At 63.8% G+C, this 17,556-nt stretch carries 18 protein-coding genes and 1 tRNA gene; 14 read left to right on the top strand and 5 right to left on the bottom strand.

Annotation, left to right across the window (positions count from 1 at the left end; all coding sequences use genetic code 11):
- Positions 1 to 73: 73 nt before the first annotated feature.
- The 6 genes from RFN28_RS21490 to RFN28_RS21465 all read left to right on the top strand — a co-directional run bounded on the left by RFN28_RS21490 (position 74) and on the right by RFN28_RS21465 (position 7,253).
- Positions 74 to 400: a GYD domain-containing protein gene (locus RFN28_RS21490; protein ID WP_320289225.1), complete on the top strand. Its 327-nt coding sequence runs from the start codon at positions 74 to 76 to the stop codon at positions 398 to 400.
- A 320-nt stretch (positions 401 to 720) separates the two neighbouring features.
- Positions 721 to 1,632, top strand: coding sequence for a glycine betaine ABC transporter substrate-binding protein OsmF (gene osmF / locus RFN28_RS21485; RefSeq protein WP_320289224.1), 912 nt, complete (start codon positions 721 to 723; stop codon positions 1,630 to 1,632).
- A gap of 330 nt (positions 1,633 to 1,962) precedes the next feature.
- The gene (locus RFN28_RS21480; protein WP_320289223.1) at positions 1,963 to 3,126 is read left to right on the top strand and encodes an ABC transporter permease; all 1,164 of its coding nucleotides are present in this window, start codon (positions 1,963 to 1,965) and stop codon (positions 3,124 to 3,126) included.
- Positions 3,123 to 4,058, top strand: a complete 936-nt coding sequence (locus RFN28_RS21475; protein WP_320289222.1) for an ABC transporter ATP-binding protein — start codon at positions 3,123 to 3,125, stop codon at positions 4,056 to 4,058. Before RFN28_RS21480 ends, RFN28_RS21475 begins: the two co-directional genes overlap by 4 nt.
- Positions 4,055 to 4,804 carry an ABC transporter permease gene (locus RFN28_RS21470; RefSeq protein WP_320289221.1) on the top strand — a complete coding sequence of 250 codons (750 nt, stop codon included), beginning with the start codon at positions 4,055 to 4,057 and terminating at the stop codon, positions 4,802 to 4,804. Before RFN28_RS21475 ends, RFN28_RS21470 begins: the two co-directional genes overlap by 4 nt.
- A 307-nt stretch (positions 4,805 to 5,111) precedes the next feature.
- Positions 5,112 to 7,253: a sodium-translocating pyrophosphatase gene (locus RFN28_RS21465; RefSeq protein WP_320289220.1), complete on the top strand. Its 2,142-nt coding sequence runs from the start codon at positions 5,112 to 5,114 to the stop codon at positions 7,251 to 7,253.
- 144 nt (positions 7,254 to 7,397) lie between these two features.
- Here RFN28_RS21465 and RFN28_RS21460 read toward each other — a convergent pair whose 3' ends face one another.
- Entirely contained in the window at positions 7,398 to 7,922 is a 525-nt protein-coding gene (locus RFN28_RS21460; RefSeq protein WP_320289219.1) for an outer membrane protein assembly factor BamE, read from the bottom strand.
- 117 nt (positions 7,923 to 8,039) lie between these two features.
- Between RFN28_RS21460 and RFN28_RS21455 the strand changes: the two genes are divergently transcribed.
- The 6 genes from RFN28_RS21455 (at position 8,040) to RFN28_RS21430 (ending at position 12,411) form a co-directional block, all read left to right on the top strand.
- A complete protein-coding gene (locus tag RFN28_RS21455; protein ID WP_320289218.1) occupies positions 8,040 to 8,582 on the top strand; it encodes a ubiquinol-cytochrome C chaperone family protein in 543 nt (180 codons plus the stop codon).
- An 11-nt stretch (positions 8,583 to 8,593) separates the two neighbouring features.
- Positions 8,594 to 9,142: a YceD family protein gene (locus RFN28_RS21450; RefSeq protein ID WP_320289217.1), complete on the top strand. Its 549-nt coding sequence runs from the start codon at positions 8,594 to 8,596 to the stop codon at positions 9,140 to 9,142.
- Positions 9,143 to 9,272: 130 nt separating this feature from the next.
- Positions 9,273 to 10,343, top strand: a complete 1,071-nt coding sequence (gene plsX, locus RFN28_RS21445) for a phosphate acyltransferase PlsX (protein ID WP_071098650.1) — start codon at positions 9,273 to 9,275, stop codon at positions 10,341 to 10,343.
- Between the two features lie 9 nt (positions 10,344 to 10,352).
- Positions 10,353 to 11,324, top strand: coding sequence for a beta-ketoacyl-ACP synthase III (locus RFN28_RS21440; RefSeq protein WP_320289216.1), 972 nt, complete (start codon positions 10,353 to 10,355; stop codon positions 11,322 to 11,324).
- Between the two features lie 92 nt (positions 11,325 to 11,416).
- The gene (locus RFN28_RS21435; protein ID WP_320289215.1) at positions 11,417 to 11,740 is read left to right on the top strand and encodes an integration host factor subunit alpha; all 324 of its coding nucleotides are present in this window, start codon (positions 11,417 to 11,419) and stop codon (positions 11,738 to 11,740) included.
- Positions 11,741 to 11,871: 131 nt separating this feature from the next.
- The gene (locus tag RFN28_RS21430; protein WP_320289214.1) at positions 11,872 to 12,411 is read left to right on the top strand and encodes a MerR family transcriptional regulator; all 540 of its coding nucleotides are present in this window, start codon (positions 11,872 to 11,874) and stop codon (positions 12,409 to 12,411) included.
- Positions 12,412 to 12,505: 94 nt separating this feature from the next.
- Here the strand turns inward: RFN28_RS21430 and RFN28_RS21425 are convergent, their stop codons facing one another.
- Positions 12,506 to 13,111: a hypothetical protein gene (locus tag RFN28_RS21425; RefSeq protein ID WP_320289213.1), complete on the bottom strand. Its 606-nt coding sequence runs from the start codon at positions 13,109 to 13,111 to the stop codon at positions 12,506 to 12,508.
- A 305-nt stretch (positions 13,112 to 13,416) separates the two neighbouring features.
- Here RFN28_RS21425 and RFN28_RS21420 point away from each other — a divergent pair, with 305 nt between their 5' ends.
- Positions 13,417 to 13,683 (top strand): helix-turn-helix domain-containing protein, encoded by a 267-nt coding sequence (locus tag RFN28_RS21420; protein ID WP_320289212.1) that lies wholly within the window; start codon positions 13,417 to 13,419, stop codon positions 13,681 to 13,683.
- Positions 13,684 to 13,888: 205 nt separating this feature from the next.
- Positions 13,889 to 14,347: a YbaK/EbsC family protein gene (locus RFN28_RS21415; protein WP_320289211.1), complete on the top strand. Its 459-nt coding sequence runs from the start codon at positions 13,889 to 13,891 to the stop codon at positions 14,345 to 14,347.
- A 51-nt stretch (positions 14,348 to 14,398) separates the two neighbouring features.
- Here RFN28_RS21415 and RFN28_RS21410 read toward each other — a convergent pair.
- From RFN28_RS21410 to RFN28_RS21400, 3 genes are all read right to left on the bottom strand, one after another.
- A tRNA-Pro gene (locus RFN28_RS21410) sits at positions 14,399 to 14,475 on the bottom strand.
- A gap of 54 nt (positions 14,476 to 14,529) precedes the next feature.
- The gene (locus RFN28_RS21405) at positions 14,530 to 15,822 is read right to left on the bottom strand and encodes an O-antigen ligase family protein (protein ID WP_320289210.1); all 1,293 of its coding nucleotides are present in this window, start codon (positions 15,820 to 15,822) and stop codon (positions 14,530 to 14,532) included.
- Positions 15,819 to 17,354 (bottom strand): undecaprenyl-phosphate glucose phosphotransferase, encoded by a 1,536-nt coding sequence (locus tag RFN28_RS21400; protein WP_320289209.1) that lies wholly within the window; start codon positions 17,352 to 17,354, stop codon positions 15,819 to 15,821. Before RFN28_RS21400 ends, RFN28_RS21405 begins: the two co-directional genes overlap by 4 nt.
- Positions 17,355 to 17,556 lie beyond the last annotated feature (202 nt).

Genomic DNA, 17,556 nt, shown 5'->3' with positions numbered 1-17,556 from the left:
GGAAATGATTCGCGCCTTTCCGGTTTGAGCGGTAAATTTGCCTAGGGGAGTGACTCTGACGGAGGAGCGAACCATGGCAATGTATCTCACACGCTTCAGCTATACTCCCGAGACGTGGGCGCGCATGATCGAAAATCCCGAGGATCGGCGCAACGCGGCTCGTTCGTACATCGAGTCTGCGGGCGGAAAGCTGCACGGGTTCTGGTATGCTTTCGGCGAACACGATGGCTGGAATCTATGGGAGGCGCCAGACAATGTGTCGATGGCCGCCGTCGCTCTTGCCATCGGGGCCGGCGGCGCGCTGAGTTCGTACGAGACCACCGTTCTGCTCAGCGTCGAGGAGACGATGGAAGCTCTCCGAAAGGCGAAGTCGATCCGTTATCGACCGCCGGGAGCCTAATGCCGTTCGCCCAAAAGCGCGCACCAGCTAGGGGTACGCATCGCACAGAAACAATGAAGCGCGTCGCGTCTGTGCCGAGCTTCCGTCGGACAGGATCATGCGCCAAATCGAGGTGCTTCAGCGTCCTATGCGCGTCTGAAAGGCCGGGACCCCGAAGCTGACACGACGCTGTCGGGACGTTGCCGGGCGCGGCATCCGCGCCGGGAACAAAATTATTGCGCGCGTTCTCCCAGTTATGAAACCGTGTGCCCCGACGGCGCGTTAAACCCGTGCTCATATGCCGCCTCCGACCCTTCGGCTCACAGCAAAGGATTTCCACAATGTTTTCAATCGGAAAGCTCGTCGTAGCAGCGATCGCGCTTGGCATCACCGCAGCCTCGGCACATGCCCAGGTTGTCGTCTCCTCGAAGATCGACACGGAAGGCGGTGTGCTCGGCAATATCATCCAGCTGGTTTTGAACGCCAACAACATCAAGACCACCGACCGCATCCAGCTGGGCGGCACGCCTGTGGTGCGCAAGGCGATCACTGCCGGCGAGATCGACATCTATCCCGAATATACCGGCAATGCCGCCTATTTCTTCCAGAAGGCCGACGATCCGGTGTGGAAGGATGCCGCCAAGGCCTACGACATCGCCAAGAAGCTCGACTACGATGCCAACAAGATCGTCTGGCTGTCGCCGTCGCCGGCCAACAACACCTGGGCGATCGCGCTGCGCAAGGAAGTGGCGGACGAGAACAAGCTCACCACCTTGTCGGACTTCGGCAAATACGTCTCCGGCGGCGGCAAGGTCGTTCTCGCGGCTTCGGCCGAGTTCGTCAATTCGGCGGCGGCTCTGCCGGCCTTCCAGACCACCTACGGCTTCAAGCTGAAGCCGGACCAGTTGATCACGCTCTCCGGCGGCGACACGGCCGCGACCATCGCCGCGGCCGCCAATCAGACCAATGGCGCCAACGCCGCCATGGTCTACGGCACTGACGGCGGCATCCAGCCCTCCGGCCTTGTCGTGCTTCAGGACGACAAAAATGTGCAGCCGGTCTACGAGCCGGTGCCGATCATCCGCGAGCAGGTGCTGAAGCAGCATCCCGAGATCGAGACGCTGCTGAAGCCGGTCTTCGCCAAGCTCGACCTTGCCACGCTGCAGCAGCTCAACGGCCGCGTCCAGCTGGGCGGTGAGCCCGCCAAGGGGGTAGCGGAAGACTTTTTGAAGAAGAACGGGTTCTTGAAGTAGCCAGGCGGGGATCGCGACACACGTGCGAGTTGGAGAGGTGCGGTCGGCGGAGCTGCCAATCTCCCCCCTTGCGGGGGAGATGTCCGGTAGGACAGAGGGGGGTGCTGTCCCGCCGACTTCTCAGCCGATTGTAGCTTTGCCAACCAACAATCTTCGCTTCTCGCAAGCCATTGCCCGGAAGGTAGCGATCCGTCCCACCCCCCTCTGGCCTGCCGGCCATCTCCCCCGCAAGGGGGGAGATCGGATGTCGAGCAGGCTTTCGCCAATCTCCAAAGTTGCAGGATTTGCCACGTCGGCAAAGCTTTCTGTCGCTTCTCCGGAGAGGTCTCGATGACCCTGCGCTTCGACAAGCTCGGCGTGGTTATTGCCGCCATCGACGCCTATGCCGCCTTTGCGGCACCCTTCGCCACTTTCCGCGCCAACCGCATCGTTCCGGGACAAGCGCGCTCGATCCTTGAAGCGCTGCCGCCCACGTTTGGCATCCTGCTGCTGGCGATATTGATTGCCGGCGGCATCGTCGCGCTTCTGCGAACACCGCTCATCCTCAGGCTGGCCGCCAGCGTCTTTGCACTTGTCGCTCTCGCCATCCTGATCGGCATTGCCGGCAGCTTCCTGACGCCCGCTGGCAACACATTCGCCCGCGTTGCGCCGGCCTCCGGCTTCTGGCTGCTCATCTTCGCCTTCACGCTGCTTCTGGCCGATGTACTGACGAGGCTCAACCTGTCGCCTGCGGCGCGCGTCGGCGTCCTTGCCGTCACCGCGCTTGCCGTCGGCGCGCTGCTTTTGTCGGGGAACTGGGACAGTCTCTCCATCCTCAAGGAATATGCCAGTCGCGCCGACGGTTTCTGGGCCGAGGGTCTCAAGCACATCACGCTGGCACTTGGCTCGCTGGCGGCGGCGGTGATCGTCGGGGTGCCGCTCGGCATTCTGTGCCACCGCGTCGAGCGGCTGCGGGATAGCGTCCTCAATGTGCTCAACATCATTCAGACCATCCCGTCGATCGCGCTGTTCGGCCTGCTGATCGCGCCGCTCGGCTGGATCGCCGCGCATGTGCCGGGCGCGGCGGCGGCCGGCATCAGAGGCATCGGCACCGCGCCCGCTTTCGTCGCGCTGTTCCTCTATTCGCTGCTGCCAGTGGTGGCGAACACCGTGGTCGGCCTTGCCGGCGTTCCGCGCGCCGCCAACGATGCGGCCCGCGGCATGGGCATGACCGACCGCCAGCGCTTGTTCGATGTCGAGTTCCCGCTTGCCTTTCCGGTTATCCTCACCGGCATCCGCATCGTGCTGGTGCAGAACATCGGCCTCGCCACCATCGCGGCGCTGATCGGCGGCGGCGGTTACGGCGTGTTCGTATTCCAAGGTATCGGCCAGACGGCGATGGACCTCGTTCTGCTCGGTGCGGTGCCGACCGTGGCGCTGGCCTTCGCCGCGGCCATTATCCTCGACGCGATTATCGAAATGACCTCCACCAGGCGCAGGACGGATACCGAATGATCGAGATCGAAGGCATCACCAAGCGCTATAACGGAACGGCCGTTGTCGACGATGTCTCTATGGTCGTCGAGCCGCGCACGATCGCCGCCGTCGTCGGTACCTCCGGCTCCGGCAAGACGACGCTGCTCAGGATGATCAACCGGCTGGTCGAGCCCACTTCCGGCATCATCAAGATCGACGGCGCCGACAACCGCTCGCTGCCCGGATACGAGCTGCGCCGCAGCATCGGCTACGCAATCCAGGGCCACGGCCTGTTCCCGCATCGCACGGTGGCGCAGAACATCGCCACGGTGCCGTTGCTGCTCGGCTGGGCCAAGGACCGCATCAAGGCGCGCGTCGAAGAGCTGATGACGCTCTACCAGCTCGACCCGCAGGCCTATGGCCCGCGCTATCCGCATGAACTCTCCGGCGGCCAGCAGCAGCGTGTCGGCGTTGCCCGCGCGCTCGCCGCCGAACCCAATGTGCTTCTCATGGACGAGCCGTTCGGAGCGCTGGACCCGATCATCCGCACCAAGGCGCAGGAGGATCTGCTGGCGATCCAGAAGCGTTTCGGCACCACCATCATCCTCGTCACCCACGACATGGAGGAAGCGGTGCACATGGGCGACAAGATCGCCGTCATGGATGCCGGCAAGCTGCTGCAATATGCCAAGCCGGCGGAGATCCTGGCGAGGCCGGCAAACGGCTTCGTCGAGACCCTGGTCGGCTCCAGCGAGCGGCCGTTCCGGCTGCTGTCGCTCGGTCGCACGCGCGATGCCGTGGAGCCCGGCGGCGCCGAAGGCGAGGCGATCCCGGGCGACGCCAGCCAGCGCGACGCGCTGGCCGAGCTTCTGTGGTCGGGCCGCCCGGCGCTGCCGGTCAAGGACGGCGACGGCAAGCTCATCGGCCGCATTACCGTGGAAGGACTGGTGAAGCACGCGAGGCCGGCATGAAGGCCTGGCTGCCCGCGCTGTTGAGGCTGGCGCTTCTGGTGCTGCTGGTGGTCTTCATCGCCAGTCCGGGCTGGTTCGAGCCGCTGCTGAAGCCCCTGACCGAGAACGGCGCGCCGGCGATCTACAATCAAGGCAGTCTGCTGACGCTGACATTGCTGCATCTGAGGACTGTGCTGGTCGCGACGATTGCCGCAACGATCGTGGCAGTCGCGCTTGCCATCCTGGTCACCCGGCCGGCCGGCGCCGAATTCCTGCCGCTGTCGCGCAGCCTGGTCAATATCGGCCAGACCTTCCCGCCGGTCGCGGTGCTGGCGCTTGCCGTGCCGGCGGTCGGCTTCGGCGAGAAACCGACGCTGATCGCGCTCTTCCTCTACGGGCTGCTGCCGATCTTCGAGAACGCGCTGACCGCGCTCACCACGCTGCCCGGCAACGTGATGGAGGCGGCTCGCGGCGCCGGCATGACCGGCTGGCAAAGGCTGGTGAAGGTCGAGCTGCCGCTGAGCGCCCCGGTGATCCTCGGGGGCATCCGGCTCTCCGTGGTCATCAGCCTCGCCACCGCCACCATCGGCTCGACAGTGGCGGCCAAGACGCTGGGCGAAGTGATCATCGCCGGTCTGATCTCGAGCAACCTTGCCTTCGTGCTGCAGGGCGGCCTGATCGTCGCGGCGCTTGCGGTGCTGATCTATGACGGGTTGTCGGCGATCGAGCGCCACGCCGCGCGCCGCATGGGGCGGGAAGCGGAGTAGCTGCTTTCAAATGTCGTCCATGCTCGCGGTGCTGATCTTCGTCATCCAGCCGGACGGCGACTTGCGCACGCGCTGATTTACGCCACGTCATTTCAATCGATCTAATTCGGAGGCGGCGCTGGGCGGGCGCTGTCGACTTTCGCCCTTTTGGGTGAAAGCAGGGCAAAAACCGAACAATATCTTGACGTTCCAGGCCCTGTTTCGCATACACGCCAGCGAAGGGGCGGATTCCGAGCGCGGCATTCATCCCCGTTCCAACGGCCCAGGGAGGGGTTCTTTTGGGCCATCAATCGAGGAAAATCCGGCAATGACCATCATTACCGCCGTCATCGCCTGCGGCCTGCTTTCAGTCCTGTACGCCATCTGGGCGACACGTTCGGTCCTTGCGTCCGATCAGGGCAGCCAGCGCATGCAGGAAATCTCCGCAGCCATTCGCGAAGGCGCCCAGGCCTATCTGGCGCGCCAGTACACCACCATCGCCGTCGTCGGCATCGTCGTGCTTCTGCTCGCCTGGTGGCTGCTGTCCGTCACCTCCGCGATCGGCTTCCTGATCGGCGCCGTGCTCTCGGGCACCGCTGGCTTCATCGGCATGCATGTCTCGGTGCGCGCCAATGTGCGCACCGCGCAGGCCGCTTCCAACAGCCTCGCCGCCGGCCTCGACATCGCCTTCAAGTCCGGCGCCATCACCGGCCTCTTGGTGGCCGGCCTGGCGCTGCTTGGCGTCTCCATCTACTACTTCATCCTCACCGGCCCGATGGGCCTTCAGCCGAACGACCGCGTCGTCATCGACTCGCTCGTCTCGCTCGGTTTCGGCGCTTCGCTGATCTCGATCTTCGCCCGTCTCGGCGGCGGCATCTTCACCAAAGGCGCCGACGTCGGCGGCGACCTCGTCGGCAAGGTCGAAGCTGGCATTCCGGAAGACGATCCGCGCAACCCGGCCACCATCGCCGACAATGTCGGCGACAATGTCGGCGACTGCGCCGGCATGGCCGCCGACCTGTTCGAGACCTATGCGGTGACGGTCGTCGCCACTATGGTTCTCGCCTCCATCTTCTTCGGCGGCACCGCCGTTCTGGGCGCTGCCATGCTCTATCCGCTCGCCATTTGCGGCGCCTGCATCCTGACCTCGATCGTCGGCACCTTCTTCGTCAAGCTGGGTTCCAACGGCTCGATCATGGGCGCGCTCTACAAGGGCCTGATCGTCACCGGCCTGCTGTCGATTGTCGGCCTCGCAATCGCCACGTCGGCGGTCTTGGGCTGGGGCGAGATCGGCACTGTCGCCGGCAAGGTCATCATAGGCAAGAACCTGTTCATCTGCGGCCTGATCGGCTTGGCTGTGACGGGCTTGATCGTGGTGATCACCGAATACTATACCGGCACCAACAAGCGCCCGGTGACCTCGATCGCCCAGGCGTCGGTGACCGGCCACGGCACCAACGTCATCCAGGGCCTCGCGGTCTCGCTGGAATCGACAGCGCTTCCGGCCATCGTCATCGTCGCCGGCATCATTTCCACCTACCAGCTCGGCGGCCTTTTCGGCACGGCGATCGCCGTCACCACCATGCTTGGCCTCGCCGGCATGATCGTGGCGCTCGACGCCTTCGGCCCGGTCACCGACAATGCCGGCGGCATCGCCGAAATGGCGGGCCTGCCCAAGGAAGTTCGCCAGTCCACCGACGCGCTCGACGCGGTCGGCAACACCACCAAGGCGGTGACCAAGGGCTACGCCATCGGCTCCGCCGGCCTCGGCGCGCTGGTGCTGTTCGCGGCCTACTCGAACGACCTCAGATTCTTTGCCACCAACGGCGACAAGTATCCCTACTTCCAGGGCATGGGCGAGATCTCCTTCGACCTCTCCAACCCCTATGTCGTTGCCGGCCTTATCTTCGGCGGCCTGATCCCGTATCTGTTCGGGGGCATCGCCATGACGGCCGTTGGCCGCGCGGCGGGCTCGATCGTCGAGGAGGTGCGCAAGCAGTTCCGCGAGGACAAAGGCATCATGGCCGGCACCTCGAAGCCGAACTACGCTCGGGCGGTTGACCTGCTGACAAAGGCGGCGATCCGGGAAATGATCATCCCGTCCCTGCTGCCGGTGCTTGCGCCGTTGGTCGTCTATTTCGGCGTACTCCTGATCTCGGGCTCGAAGGCCTCGGCCTTTGCCGCGCTCGGCGCCTCGCTGCTCGGCGTCATCGTCAACGGCCTCTTCGTCGCCATTTCGATGACCTCCGGCGGCGGCGCCTGGGACAACGCCAAGAAGTCGTTCGAGGACGGCTTCACCGACAAGGGCGGCGTCAAGCACCTGAAGGGTTCGGAAGCGCACAAGGCCTCCGTCACCGGTGACACTGTCGGTGATCCCTACAAGGATACCGCCGGCCCGGCCGTCAATCCGGCGATCAAGATCACCAACATCGTGGCGCTGCTCTTGCTTGCCGTGCTCGCGCACGGCTGAGCCCAGCGCTCCTTCCAGGACTGGACCCGCAGGAGCAATCCCGTGGGTTTTTTGCGTGTGGCAACCGCACGGCTCGCTATCAAGCAAAAGACCCGCCGGAGCGGTCCGGCGGGTCTTGATTGTCTGAATTTCCGGAGGCCGAGTTCAGGGCGTGCCGCCGCCACCGCCGCCCGGGATGCCGGGTGCCAGCTTGCTGGCGCCGTTGATGACCTGGCTGAGGAAGTTCTGGTCCTTGCCGCCGGTCGGTGTCGTCCTCGAGATGAAGTCGAAGATCTTGCCGTCCTTCAGGCCGTAATTGGCGATCTGCGTGACGCGGCCGTCGGCGCCGAAATAGACGGCCAGCACGTGCTGGTCGATGATGTGCGGGTTATCGAAGGCGACGTAGCGCTTGCGCGTCTGCGAGATGTAATAGAACGCCTCGTTGTCGAAGGTTGCCGTCGTCGACGGCGTGCCCAGCGCCAGCAGAACCTGCTCGCGGCTGGAGCCGACCGGCACCGAATCGATCGCCTGCTGGTCGATGACATAGCCTTTCGTCAGCGTCTCGCTCGGATGGAGATCGCCGAACATCTTGGACGAATTGCAGGCAGAAAGCGCTGATACCGCGATCAGCAGCGAGGCCACGCCCACCGGGGCAGGCGCAAAGAACGACTTGAACTTCAGCGCACCCAACAACAATTCTCCATCACATCCCCGCAACTTGCGCTGGGCCGCAAAACCGGTAAACCAGCTTGCATGCCGATGCAACAAGGCCAAATCAAACAAAAGGTCCCCGGGAGACCACCCTCAATGTTCCAGCGCCTTTTTGGCCGCGAACGTCATGCCAACCGCGCCATCACCGAGGCGCTCTACGCACAAATCGTGGCGGCGGCGCGGCAAACCGTGTTTTATTCCGACTGGAATGTGCCGGACACGCCGCTCGGCCGCTTCGAGATGCTGTCGCTGCACATGTTCCTGTTCCAGCACCGGCTGCGCGGGGAGGATGGAGCGGCGGCCGAGGTCGCGCAGGTGCTGATCGACGAGTTCTTCCTGGATGTCGACCATTCGCTGAGGGAGCTCGGTATCAGCGATGTCGGCGTGCCGAAGCGCATGAAGAAGCTGGCAAAGATGTTCTATGGCCGCACCGCGGCCTATGGCGACGCCTTGCGCGACGACGACCGCGCGGCCCTTGGCGCAGCGCTCGCCCGCAACGTCAGGCCGGACGCCGGCGAGTGGCCCGAGGCGCCGCTGCTGGCGAGCTATGTCTGCGAGGCGTCCCGGCAGCTTGCCGCGCAGCCGAGCGAATCGATCGTGGCCGGCACTGTCGCGTTCCCGGTGGCTGAAGCCGCATGAAGGAGGCGAGCATGAAACACGCGGAACCGAAGAGCCCTGTGTCTTTTATCGCCAATGTCGCCCGCCTGCCGCAAAAGGGCCTGCCGGTCGTGATCGAAGCCGACGAGCGGCAGCGCGCAGCACTTGCCGCCGAATGTGACCTGCTTTCGGTAGAGGGCTACCGCGCCGAGCTGCTGGTGACGTCCTGGAAGCGCAACGGCGTCAAGGTCAGCGGTCGCGTCGAGGCCGACATAACGCAGGCCTGCATCGTCACTCTCGATCCGGTGACCGCGCATATCGACGAACCTGTCGAGGCACTGTTCTTGCCCGAGCAGTCGAAGCTCGGTCGCGAAGGGTTCGAGGGCGGCGGCGAGATCATCATCGACGCCGACGGGCCGGACAGCCCTGAAACATTTTCCGGCGACACCATCGATGTCGGGGCGCTCGCCGAGCAGTTCTTTGGCCTCGCGATCGATCCCTATCCGCGCAAGCCGGGCGCCGCGCTCGACGCCGCCGGCGACGATCCTCCGGAAGAAAGCGAATTCCAGAAAAAGCTGCGTTCGCTGCTCGGAAAATCCTGAAGGCGGTCCGGATTTTGGAAAAGTTGGTTGTGCGGAAGCCCAAAACCGCTATTTTCGCCGAACCTTCGCGAGCCCCCTTACCTCGGCAGGCGTCCGCCGCAAGCCAGGCAAACCGTGAGAAAAACACCACGTGATCAGAATTTCCATCGATGCCATGGGCGGCGATCACGGACCAAGCGTGGTCATCCCGGCACTGATGACCGTCGCCATCCGTCGCCCCGACATCCGCTTCGTCATCTATGGCCGCGAGGACGCGGTGCGTCCCGAACTCGCCAAGTTCCCGAAACTGGCCGAGGTGAGCGAGTTCGTCCATTGCGAGATCGCGGTCCGGATGGACGACAAGCCGAGCCAGGCGCTGCGCCAGGGCCGCTGGAAATCGTCGATGTGGAAGGCGGTCGAGGCGGTGAAGAATGGCGCCGCGCAAGCTTGCATTTCGGCCGGCAACACCGGTGCGCTGATGGCGATGTCGAAGTTCTGCCTGCGCACCATGGCCACCATAGACCGCCCCGCGATCGCGGCGCTCTGGCCGACGACGCGCAGCGAGAGCGTGGTGCTGGACGTGGGCGCCACCATCGGCGCCGATGCGCATCAGCTCGTCGATTTCGCCATCCTGGGCACCGGCATGGCGCGCTCGGTGTTCGGTATCGAGCGGCCGAGCGTCGGCCTGCTCAATGTCGGCGTCGAGGAGATCAAGGGCCAGGAGGAGGTCAAGGAGGCCGGGCGCATGCTACGCGAGGCCAACATGGCCTCAATGAACTATCGCGGCTTCGTCGAGGGCGACGATATCGGCAAGGGCACGGTCGACGTGGTTGTCACCGAGGGCTTTGCCGGTAACATAGCGCTCAAGACCGCCGAAGGCACGGCAAGGCAGATCGCAGGCTATCTGCGCGCCGCCATGAGCCGCACGCTGATGGCCAGGATCGGCTATGTCTTTGCCAAGGGCGCCTTCGACCGGCTGCGCGAGAAGATGGATGTCGGCCGCTCCAATGGCGGCGTCTTCCTGGGCTTGAACGGCATCGTCGTGAAGAGCCACGGCGGAGCCGATTCGGATGGCTTCGCGGCGGCGATCGAGCTCGGCTACGACATGGTGCGCAACAATCTGCTTGACCGGATCGAGGCCGATCTCGATCTGTTCCATGCGCGCAATCCAAACGCCCAGGCAAACAGGAAATCCGGCGTCGCCGTCGACGCCGAGGAATAGGAACGAACCTTGATCAGATCAGTCGTGCGCGGCAATGGTGCCGCGCTGCCCCGCCGCATCATGAAGAATGCCGACTTCGAAGGCATGGTCGAGACCTCCGACGAGTGGATCGTCCAGCGCACCGGCATTCGCCAGCGCCACGTCGCGGCCGATGACGAGACGACGGCCTCGCTGGGCGAGGCCGCGGCGCGCGCCGCACTCGACAGCGCCGGCCTGACGCCGGCCGACATCGACCTGATCGTGCTGGCGACCTCGACGCCCAACAACACCTTTCCCGCGACCGCCGTCGATATCCAGAACCGGCTCGGCATGCATCATGGCTTTGCCTTCGACATGCAAGCGGTGTGTTCCGGCTTCGTCTACGCGGTCGCCACCGCCGACCTCTATATCCGCGGCGGGCTGGCAAAACGCGTGCTGGTGATCGGCTCCGAGACCTTCTCGCGCATCCTCGACTGGAACGACCGCTCGACCTGCGTGCTCTTCGGCGACGGCGCCGGAGCCGTCGTGCTCGAAGCAGCGGAGGGGAGGGGCGGCATGGGCGATCGCGGCGTGCTGGCGGCAAGCCTGCGCTCGGATGGCGTCCACAAGGACAAGCTCTTCGTCGACGGCGGCCCCTCGACCACGGGGACGGTCGGCCATCTCAGGATGGAAGGCCGCGAAGTGTTCAAGCACGCGGTCGGCATGATCACCGACGTGATCGAGGCAACTTTTGCCCAGGCTGGCATCACGGCCGACGATCTCGACTGGTTCGTGCCGCACCAGGCCAATAAACGGATTATTGACGCTTCCGCCAAGAAGCTCGGGATAGCCGAACAGAAAGTGGTGGTCACCGTCGATTTGCACGGTAACACCTCGGCTGCCTCCGTGCCGCTCGCCTTGTCGGTGGCCGTCGCCGATGGCCGCATCAAGAAGGGCGACCTGGTCCTGCTCGAGGCGATGGGCGGAGGTTTCACCTGGGGCGCGGTGTTGCTCCGCTGGTAAGTGCCGAACGTCCTTGACCTTGCCGGATCAATTACTTAGGCTCTGCCGCTGGCTGTATCGATTTACGTTTTTTGAGCTGATGGGACGGTTGCATGGGGGGAAAGACACTTACGCGTGCCGACCTTGCCGAAGCCGTTTATCGCAAGGTTGGTTTGTCGCGAACCGAATCGGCTGAACTTGTCGAGGCCGTGCTGGATGAAATTTGCGAAGCAATTGTCCGCGGTGAGACGGTGAAGCTGTCGTCCTTCGCAACCTTCCATGTCCGCTCCAAGAACGAGCGCATCGGACGTAACCCGAAGACCGGTGAGGAAGTGCCGATTTCGCCACGTCGGGTGATGACCTTCAAATCGTCGAATGTGCTGAAGAACCGCATTCTGCGCGCGCACCAGAACAGCAAGGCCAAGGGCGGCAAATAGCTGCCCCGGCAAATACGGTTGAAAACCTGCGGCCGCTTTGACGCCGGGCTTGAATATCGTTTCATAAATCGCTGAAATAAGACCCGATTCGGCGTAACTGCCGAATCGTCGTCCAGCGTGAGGATTCGCCCATGGACAAGAGCCCCGATGCTTTCCGCACCATCAGCGAAGTCGCGGAAGATCTCGACCTGCCGCAGCATGTGCTGCGCTTTTGGGAAACGCGTTTCAACCAGATCAAGCCGATGAAGCGTGGCGGCGGCCGCCGCTATTACCGGCCGCAGGATGTCGAACTGATCAAGGGCATCCGGCACATGCTCTACGACCAGGGCTATACGATCAAGGGCGTGCAGAAGCTGCTGCGCGAGAACGGCAACCATTTCCTGGTCGCCATCGGCAACGGCGATATGGCGGCGGTCGAGGCGATCGCGCAGCGCCGGCAGGCCGATCAGGTGCCGTTGACGACGGCCGCCCAGCCGCGCGGCGACGAGGATGCGCTTGTCGGCCAGCCCAAGGTGAAGCCCAGCCGCCGTTTCTTCGGTCTTGGCAAGAGTGACGACGAAGGCCCCGTGCAGCCGGACTCCTCGAAATTGTCGCGCGACAACCGGGCCTTGCTGCAGGAGGCGCTCTTCGACCTCCTGGAGTGCAAGCGCCTGCTCGACCAGGTGCGCTGAGGACTGCCCCTCACGCCCCTTGCGTGTCCTTTCGGACGCGCAAGGGCGTGGCGCCACGATCTTCCGTGTCGCTGGCGACGCCGGTTTCCTCGCCTCACATCGGCGGGGCGATGCCGTGGTTCCCGACCACCACCCGGCGTGAAACGAGCTTGCCGTTGCTGCCGCGCTCGGCGCTGACGAACACCGCCATACCCGGCTTGAGGTCCGCCGGTTTGGCGGTCGCGAATTTCACGATCGGTGTCGATTGCGGGATGGCGATCTGCTTCTTCTGGCCGTTGCCATAGGTGAGCGTCACCGTCCGGCCGCTGACCTGGGTCACGTCGGCGACAGTGCCGTTGGTCATCCGGCTGTTGGGTTGCAGGTCCCAGGCACGGTCGCCTTCTCCCGTTCCTTTCAGCGCCGCCGGAAAGATCACGACCTCCAGCGCGCCGCTGCCGCCATCGGCCTTGGAAACCGATGCGATGCCGAGGAAATCGCCCTGTTTGATCTCGGCGGCCGATGCCTTGGCGACGCCGGAGATCATCCAGCCCGGGGAAAGGGTGACCATATCGGTCTTGCCGTCCCGGGCTTTCACCGTCAGCGCCGTTCCGGCGAAGTTGGCTACCGTGCCGCGCACGCGCACCATTTCCGCCTGCGCGGCGCCCGCAAAAGCTGAAATCGTGGCGAGCGTAATGGCGAAAGTGAATAGCTTCAGTTTCATGGCATCTGATCCTTTCTAAGGAGTTGACGCCGCCCGCCGTCGACCAGAGACACAAACCTAACGATTTGGAGCAGGCAAAATGCCGGCGGGTTCGGTTTTCAGTGCTTCAAAAGAACTTGATTGGGCACAGCGCAACCTTACATATTGGTGGCCTGCGGCCTCGACCTCCTGTCGACGGGACCGGTTCACGATGGCGTGACGGTCGCAACGGTCCCTCTTGGCAAATCAATTGTTAACGGCCATTCTCGCGCCCGTCTCAGGCAACGCCACTTTTCATCAGACGTGTTTCATCCCAAGGAGTTGCCATGCCCAACACCGCACGAAACCATGTTTCCAACAACATGATTGCCGCGAACGGCTACAGTGCCCTCAGGGCCGTACGTGAAACGAAGGGGTATACGATTGAGGAGCTCTCATTGACCTGCGGCCTGGCCGTGGGCGAGATCATCGATATCGAGGACGGCAAGGACGCCGATCCCGCCAAGCTCCGGCGCATCGCCTCCGCGTTGCAGGTGCCGGAAGAGGAATTGATCAAGGTGCCGGCTTCGGAGAGCCGGCCCACACAGCAATAGAGACGCAAGAAGCGTCCGCGCAAAAAGCCCGCCTTGGCGTCGCCCTGGCGGGTTTTTTGCGCCTTCCTCATATGGTGCTCTGGCCCTTGCCAACTGCCGCCGCGTCATGTGGCAATCGCGTCCGCTGCCGCGATTCGGCGGCATCGACTGGCCAACATGCCTGAGCCAACATGCCTGAGCCAACATGCCTGACGAGGTGTCGCTCATGAGTCTGGAATCGGTCCGCGCCTTCTTTGCCGAACATGCGCCCGACATCGAAGTCCTGGTCACCGAAGCGAGTTCGGCGACCGTGGCGCTGGCGGCTGAGGCGCATGGCGTGATGCCCGCGCAGATCGCCAAGACCATCTGCCTGCGCGTCGGCGAAAAGACCATGCTGGTCGTGACCAGCGGCACCGCCAGGCTCGACAACCGCAAGTGCAAGGACACGCTTGGCGGTAAGCCGCGGATGCTCGACGGCGAACAGGTTCTGGAGGCGACCAGCCACCCGCCGGGCGGTGTCTGCCCGTTCGGCCTGCCGGCGCCGCTGCCGGTCTATTGCGACGAATCGCTGAGAGCCTTCGAAGAGGTCGTCCCCGCCGCCGGCGCCACCAACGCCGCGGTACGCATCGCGCCGCAGCGCATGGCCGATCTCGTCGGCGCGGAATGGGTGGACGTCTGCCAGTAGCGGCGTTGCTGAAGAGGGAAAGGGCTTGGGGCCAAGTCTCAGGCTTGAAAATGGTCGGAGTGGCCGGATTCGAACCGACGACCCCTTGACCCCCAGTCAAGTGCGCTACCGGGCTGCGCTACACTCCGGACCGGGTGGCGATGTATCGTGATAACCCGGTGCCGGTCAACCGAATTCGGCGACTATCGCGCCGATGATATTGCCGCGGCAGGAACGGCGCTCGTCCGCCGCAATTGCTTCTGGTGCCGGTACTCCAGCGCGATCGCCCCCCAGACCAGCCCGAGCAGAAGATAGAGATGGCGCCAGTGGTCGATGTCGATGAAGGTGCCGAGCCCGATATTGCCGAGATAGGCGACATAGGCGCAAAGCAGGTAAGGCTGCCATGGCCGGTCGCGCAGCAGGATGCGGAAGCCGGCGGCGATGGTCCAAAGCGTGAGCGTCAGGAACGAGACGAAGCCCAGCCAGCCATAATCCATCAGCGCCTTCAGCCAGATGTCGTGCGTGTCCTCGCCGTAGATCGTGCCGAACACCAGCGGGCCAATGCCGAACGGATGTTCCAGCGCCATTTGGAAGCCGATCGTGTAGCGGGCGAAGCGGCCGAGTCGTGCGGTGTCGTAGCTCTGCTCCAGATGCGCGCGCTGTGTGAACATGTCCGACACGCCGGGCAGTTGCAGGATGACGAGGATGGCGATGACCAGCAGCGCGGCGGCTCCGATCGTCATCACCACCAGCCGTAGCCGGAACATGCCGCTGGCGCTCTGCAGGAACAGGCAGCCGGTTAGCAGCACCGCCGACACCGCGAACATGCCCCAGGCGCCGCGCGAGAAGGAAAAGAAGATGCCGGCGGTGATGGCCAGCAGCGGCACCGCCAGCAGCGGCATGCGCGACACAGGGCCGATGAGCAGCAGGTAGAGCAGGTAAGTGCCGGGCAAAACCAGGAACGGCCCGAACACGTTCGGATCCTGGAACGCGCCTGCGGCGCGGTCGTATTTGGTGAAGATCTCGGCGCCCGGGAAGGCATGGAAATAACCGGCGATGCCGAGCAGCGAGGTCGCGACGGCCGAGACCACATAGGCGATGAAGATCAGCCGGTAGAGGTCGGGCTGCGTCGACGTCACCGATGCGAAGAAGACCGCGCTGAAGGCGAGAAACAGCGAGACGGCGAGATAGAGCGGCGTGTTGGCGAGCTCCGCCATCTGCGTCATCGCGATCATGCCGCCGATGTTCATCGCCACCAGGAGCAGCAGCAGCGGCAGTATCGCCCGCGATATTCTAAGACCAAACAGCGCCCAGACGGCGATCAGCCCGGCCATGTAGAGCTCATAAGGCGCGGGCTCGCTGATGACGAAGCCGGAAAGCAGGATGCCGAGGACGATCGCCGCCGACGAGATCAGCGCGATCAGCTTGGCGTTGACCGCCTGAGGCGGCAACTGGCTGACCGCCTGAGGCGGCAATTCATGTGAGACCGCGCTCAATAGGCGTTTTCCGTGTTGAGCAGGCGGACCGGCGTCAGGAACAGGATGCGCAGGTCGAACAGCATCGACCAGTTCTCGATGTAGTAGAGATCGTATTCGGTGCGCATGCGGATCTTCTCATTGGTGTCCATCTCGCCGCGCCAGCCATTGATCTGCGCCCAGCCGGTGACGCCGGGTTTGACCTTGTGGCGGGCGAAATAGCCGTCGACCACCTCATTGTAGAGCAGGTTGTGCGACTGGGCGGCGATCGCATGCGGGCGCGGCCCGACCAGCGACAGCGAGCCGAACAGCGAGTTGAAGAACTGCGGTAGCTCGTCGATCGAGGTCTTGCGGATGAAGCGGCCGACGCGGGTAACGCGCGGGTCGTTCTTGGTCACCGTCTGCCTGGCTGTCGGGTCCCACTTGTCGGTGTACATCGAGCGGAACTTGTAGACCTCGATGATCTCGTTGTTGAAGCCGTGCCGCTTTTGCTTGAACAGCACCGGACCCTTGCTGTCGAGCTTGATGGCGATCGCGGTGGCGAGCATCACCGGCGAGAAGACGATGATGCCGATGAGCGAGAAGATGATGTCGAAGCTGCGCTTGGCGACCGAGTCCCAGTCGTTGATCGGCTTGTCGAAGATGTCGAGCATCGGCACCGCGCCGATATAGGAATAGGCGCGCGGGCGGAACTGCAGCGCGTTGGAATGCGCCGAGAGCCGAATGTCGACCGGCAGCACCCAGAGCTTCTTCAGAAGCTGCAACACGCGCGATTCGGCGGTCAGCGGCAGCGACACGATCAGCATGTCGATGCGGGCGATGCGGGCGAACTCGATCAGTTCGGAAATGGTGCCGAGCTTCGGGTAGCCGGCAACGATGGGCGGCGAGCGCTTGTCGCCGCGATCGTCGAAGATGCCGCAGATGCGGATGTCGTTATAGGGCTGCTTCTCGACCGAGCGGATAAGCATTTCGGCCGATTTGCCGCCGCCGACGATGACTGCGCGGCGCTCCATGCGCCCGTCGCGCGCCCAGCGCCTGATTAGCGTGGACATCACGAGTCTCAGGCCGAAGATCAGTACGAAACCGACCACGAACCAGGTGCCGAACAAGAGGCGCGAATAGTCCTCCGAGGCCTTCATGGCGAAGGCGGTGAGCGCCATCAGCGCGAAGGTGCCGGCCCAGACGAGCAGCACGCGGCCGAAATTGACGAGGGGCCGCATCAGCGCCGCGATCTGGTAGCTGTCGGTGACGTCGAGCAGCACCACTGCCAGGAACGAGGCGGCGGCGATCGTCAGCGGATATTGCCAGGCGAGATAGCTGAAGAAGCCGACATAGTAGAAATAGAGGCCGACCCCCGACAGGAACAGCACCGCGAATTCGACCATGCGCAGCACGCCACTGACCATGATCGGCGACATCGTATCGCGTCGGTACTGCGAGGCGACCTGGCGCGCGACGTCGTTGATGCCGCTGGGCACTTGCCCTTCGGTCGGGCCCTCGAAATTGCGCACCGCATCCATGGAAAAGCGGCGTGCGGGATCGATCTCGTTCATGGGATTGTCCGCGAGCTGTGCGCAAGTCGATAGCAAAAGAGAGCTAAGAAAGACTTGAGACAACAGCTGGCTTTGAATGCGTATTGGCGGCCCTGACGACTAACGGTCTTCTTGCGATAACCTATTAGTAAATTCTAAATCTTTAGCGCTACGAAATACGCTCTCTTGATCTCGGCCGTCCTCATAGCGGCGCCGAAGAGGG

It is taken from the genome of Mesorhizobium album (assembly GCF_033977205.1).
GTDB lineage: Bacteria > Pseudomonadota > Alphaproteobacteria > Rhizobiales > Rhizobiaceae > Mesorhizobium > Mesorhizobium album.
This window is presented reverse-complemented; position numbering and strand designations above follow the sequence as displayed.

Coding starts and splice junctions, on each gene's coding strand:
- RFN28_RS21490 (WP_320289225.1), top strand. CDS start 74: ATGGCAATGTATCTCACACGCTTCAGCTATACTCCCGAGACGTGGGCG.
- osmF (WP_320289224.1), top strand. CDS start 721: ATGTTTTCAATCGGAAAGCTCGTCGTAGCAGCGATCGCGCTTGGCATC.
- RFN28_RS21480 (WP_320289223.1), top strand. CDS start 1,963: ATGACCCTGCGCTTCGACAAGCTCGGCGTGGTTATTGCCGCCATCGAC.
- RFN28_RS21475 (WP_320289222.1), top strand. CDS start 3,123: ATGATCGAGATCGAAGGCATCACCAAGCGCTATAACGGAACGGCCGTT.
- RFN28_RS21470 (WP_320289221.1), top strand. CDS start 4,055: ATGAAGGCCTGGCTGCCCGCGCTGTTGAGGCTGGCGCTTCTGGTGCTG.
- RFN28_RS21465 (WP_320289220.1), top strand. CDS start 5,112: ATGACCATCATTACCGCCGTCATCGCCTGCGGCCTGCTTTCAGTCCTG.
- RFN28_RS21455 (WP_320289218.1), top strand. CDS start 8,040: ATGTTCCAGCGCCTTTTTGGCCGCGAACGTCATGCCAACCGCGCCATC.
- RFN28_RS21450 (WP_320289217.1), top strand. CDS start 8,594: ATGAAACACGCGGAACCGAAGAGCCCTGTGTCTTTTATCGCCAATGTC.
- RFN28_RS21435 (WP_320289215.1), top strand. CDS start 11,417: ATGGGGGGAAAGACACTTACGCGTGCCGACCTTGCCGAAGCCGTTTAT.
- RFN28_RS21430 (WP_320289214.1), top strand. CDS start 11,872: ATGGACAAGAGCCCCGATGCTTTCCGCACCATCAGCGAAGTCGCGGAA.
- RFN28_RS21425 (WP_320289213.1), bottom strand. CDS start 13,111: ATGAAACTGAAGCTATTCACTTTCGCCATTACGCTCGCCACGATTTCA.
- RFN28_RS21420 (WP_320289212.1), top strand. CDS start 13,417: ATGCCCAACACCGCACGAAACCATGTTTCCAACAACATGATTGCCGCG.
- RFN28_RS21415 (WP_320289211.1), top strand. CDS start 13,889: ATGAGTCTGGAATCGGTCCGCGCCTTCTTTGCCGAACATGCGCCCGAC.
- RFN28_RS21400 (WP_320289209.1), bottom strand. CDS start 17,354: ATGAACGAGATCGATCCCGCACGCCGCTTTTCCATGGATGCGGTGCGC.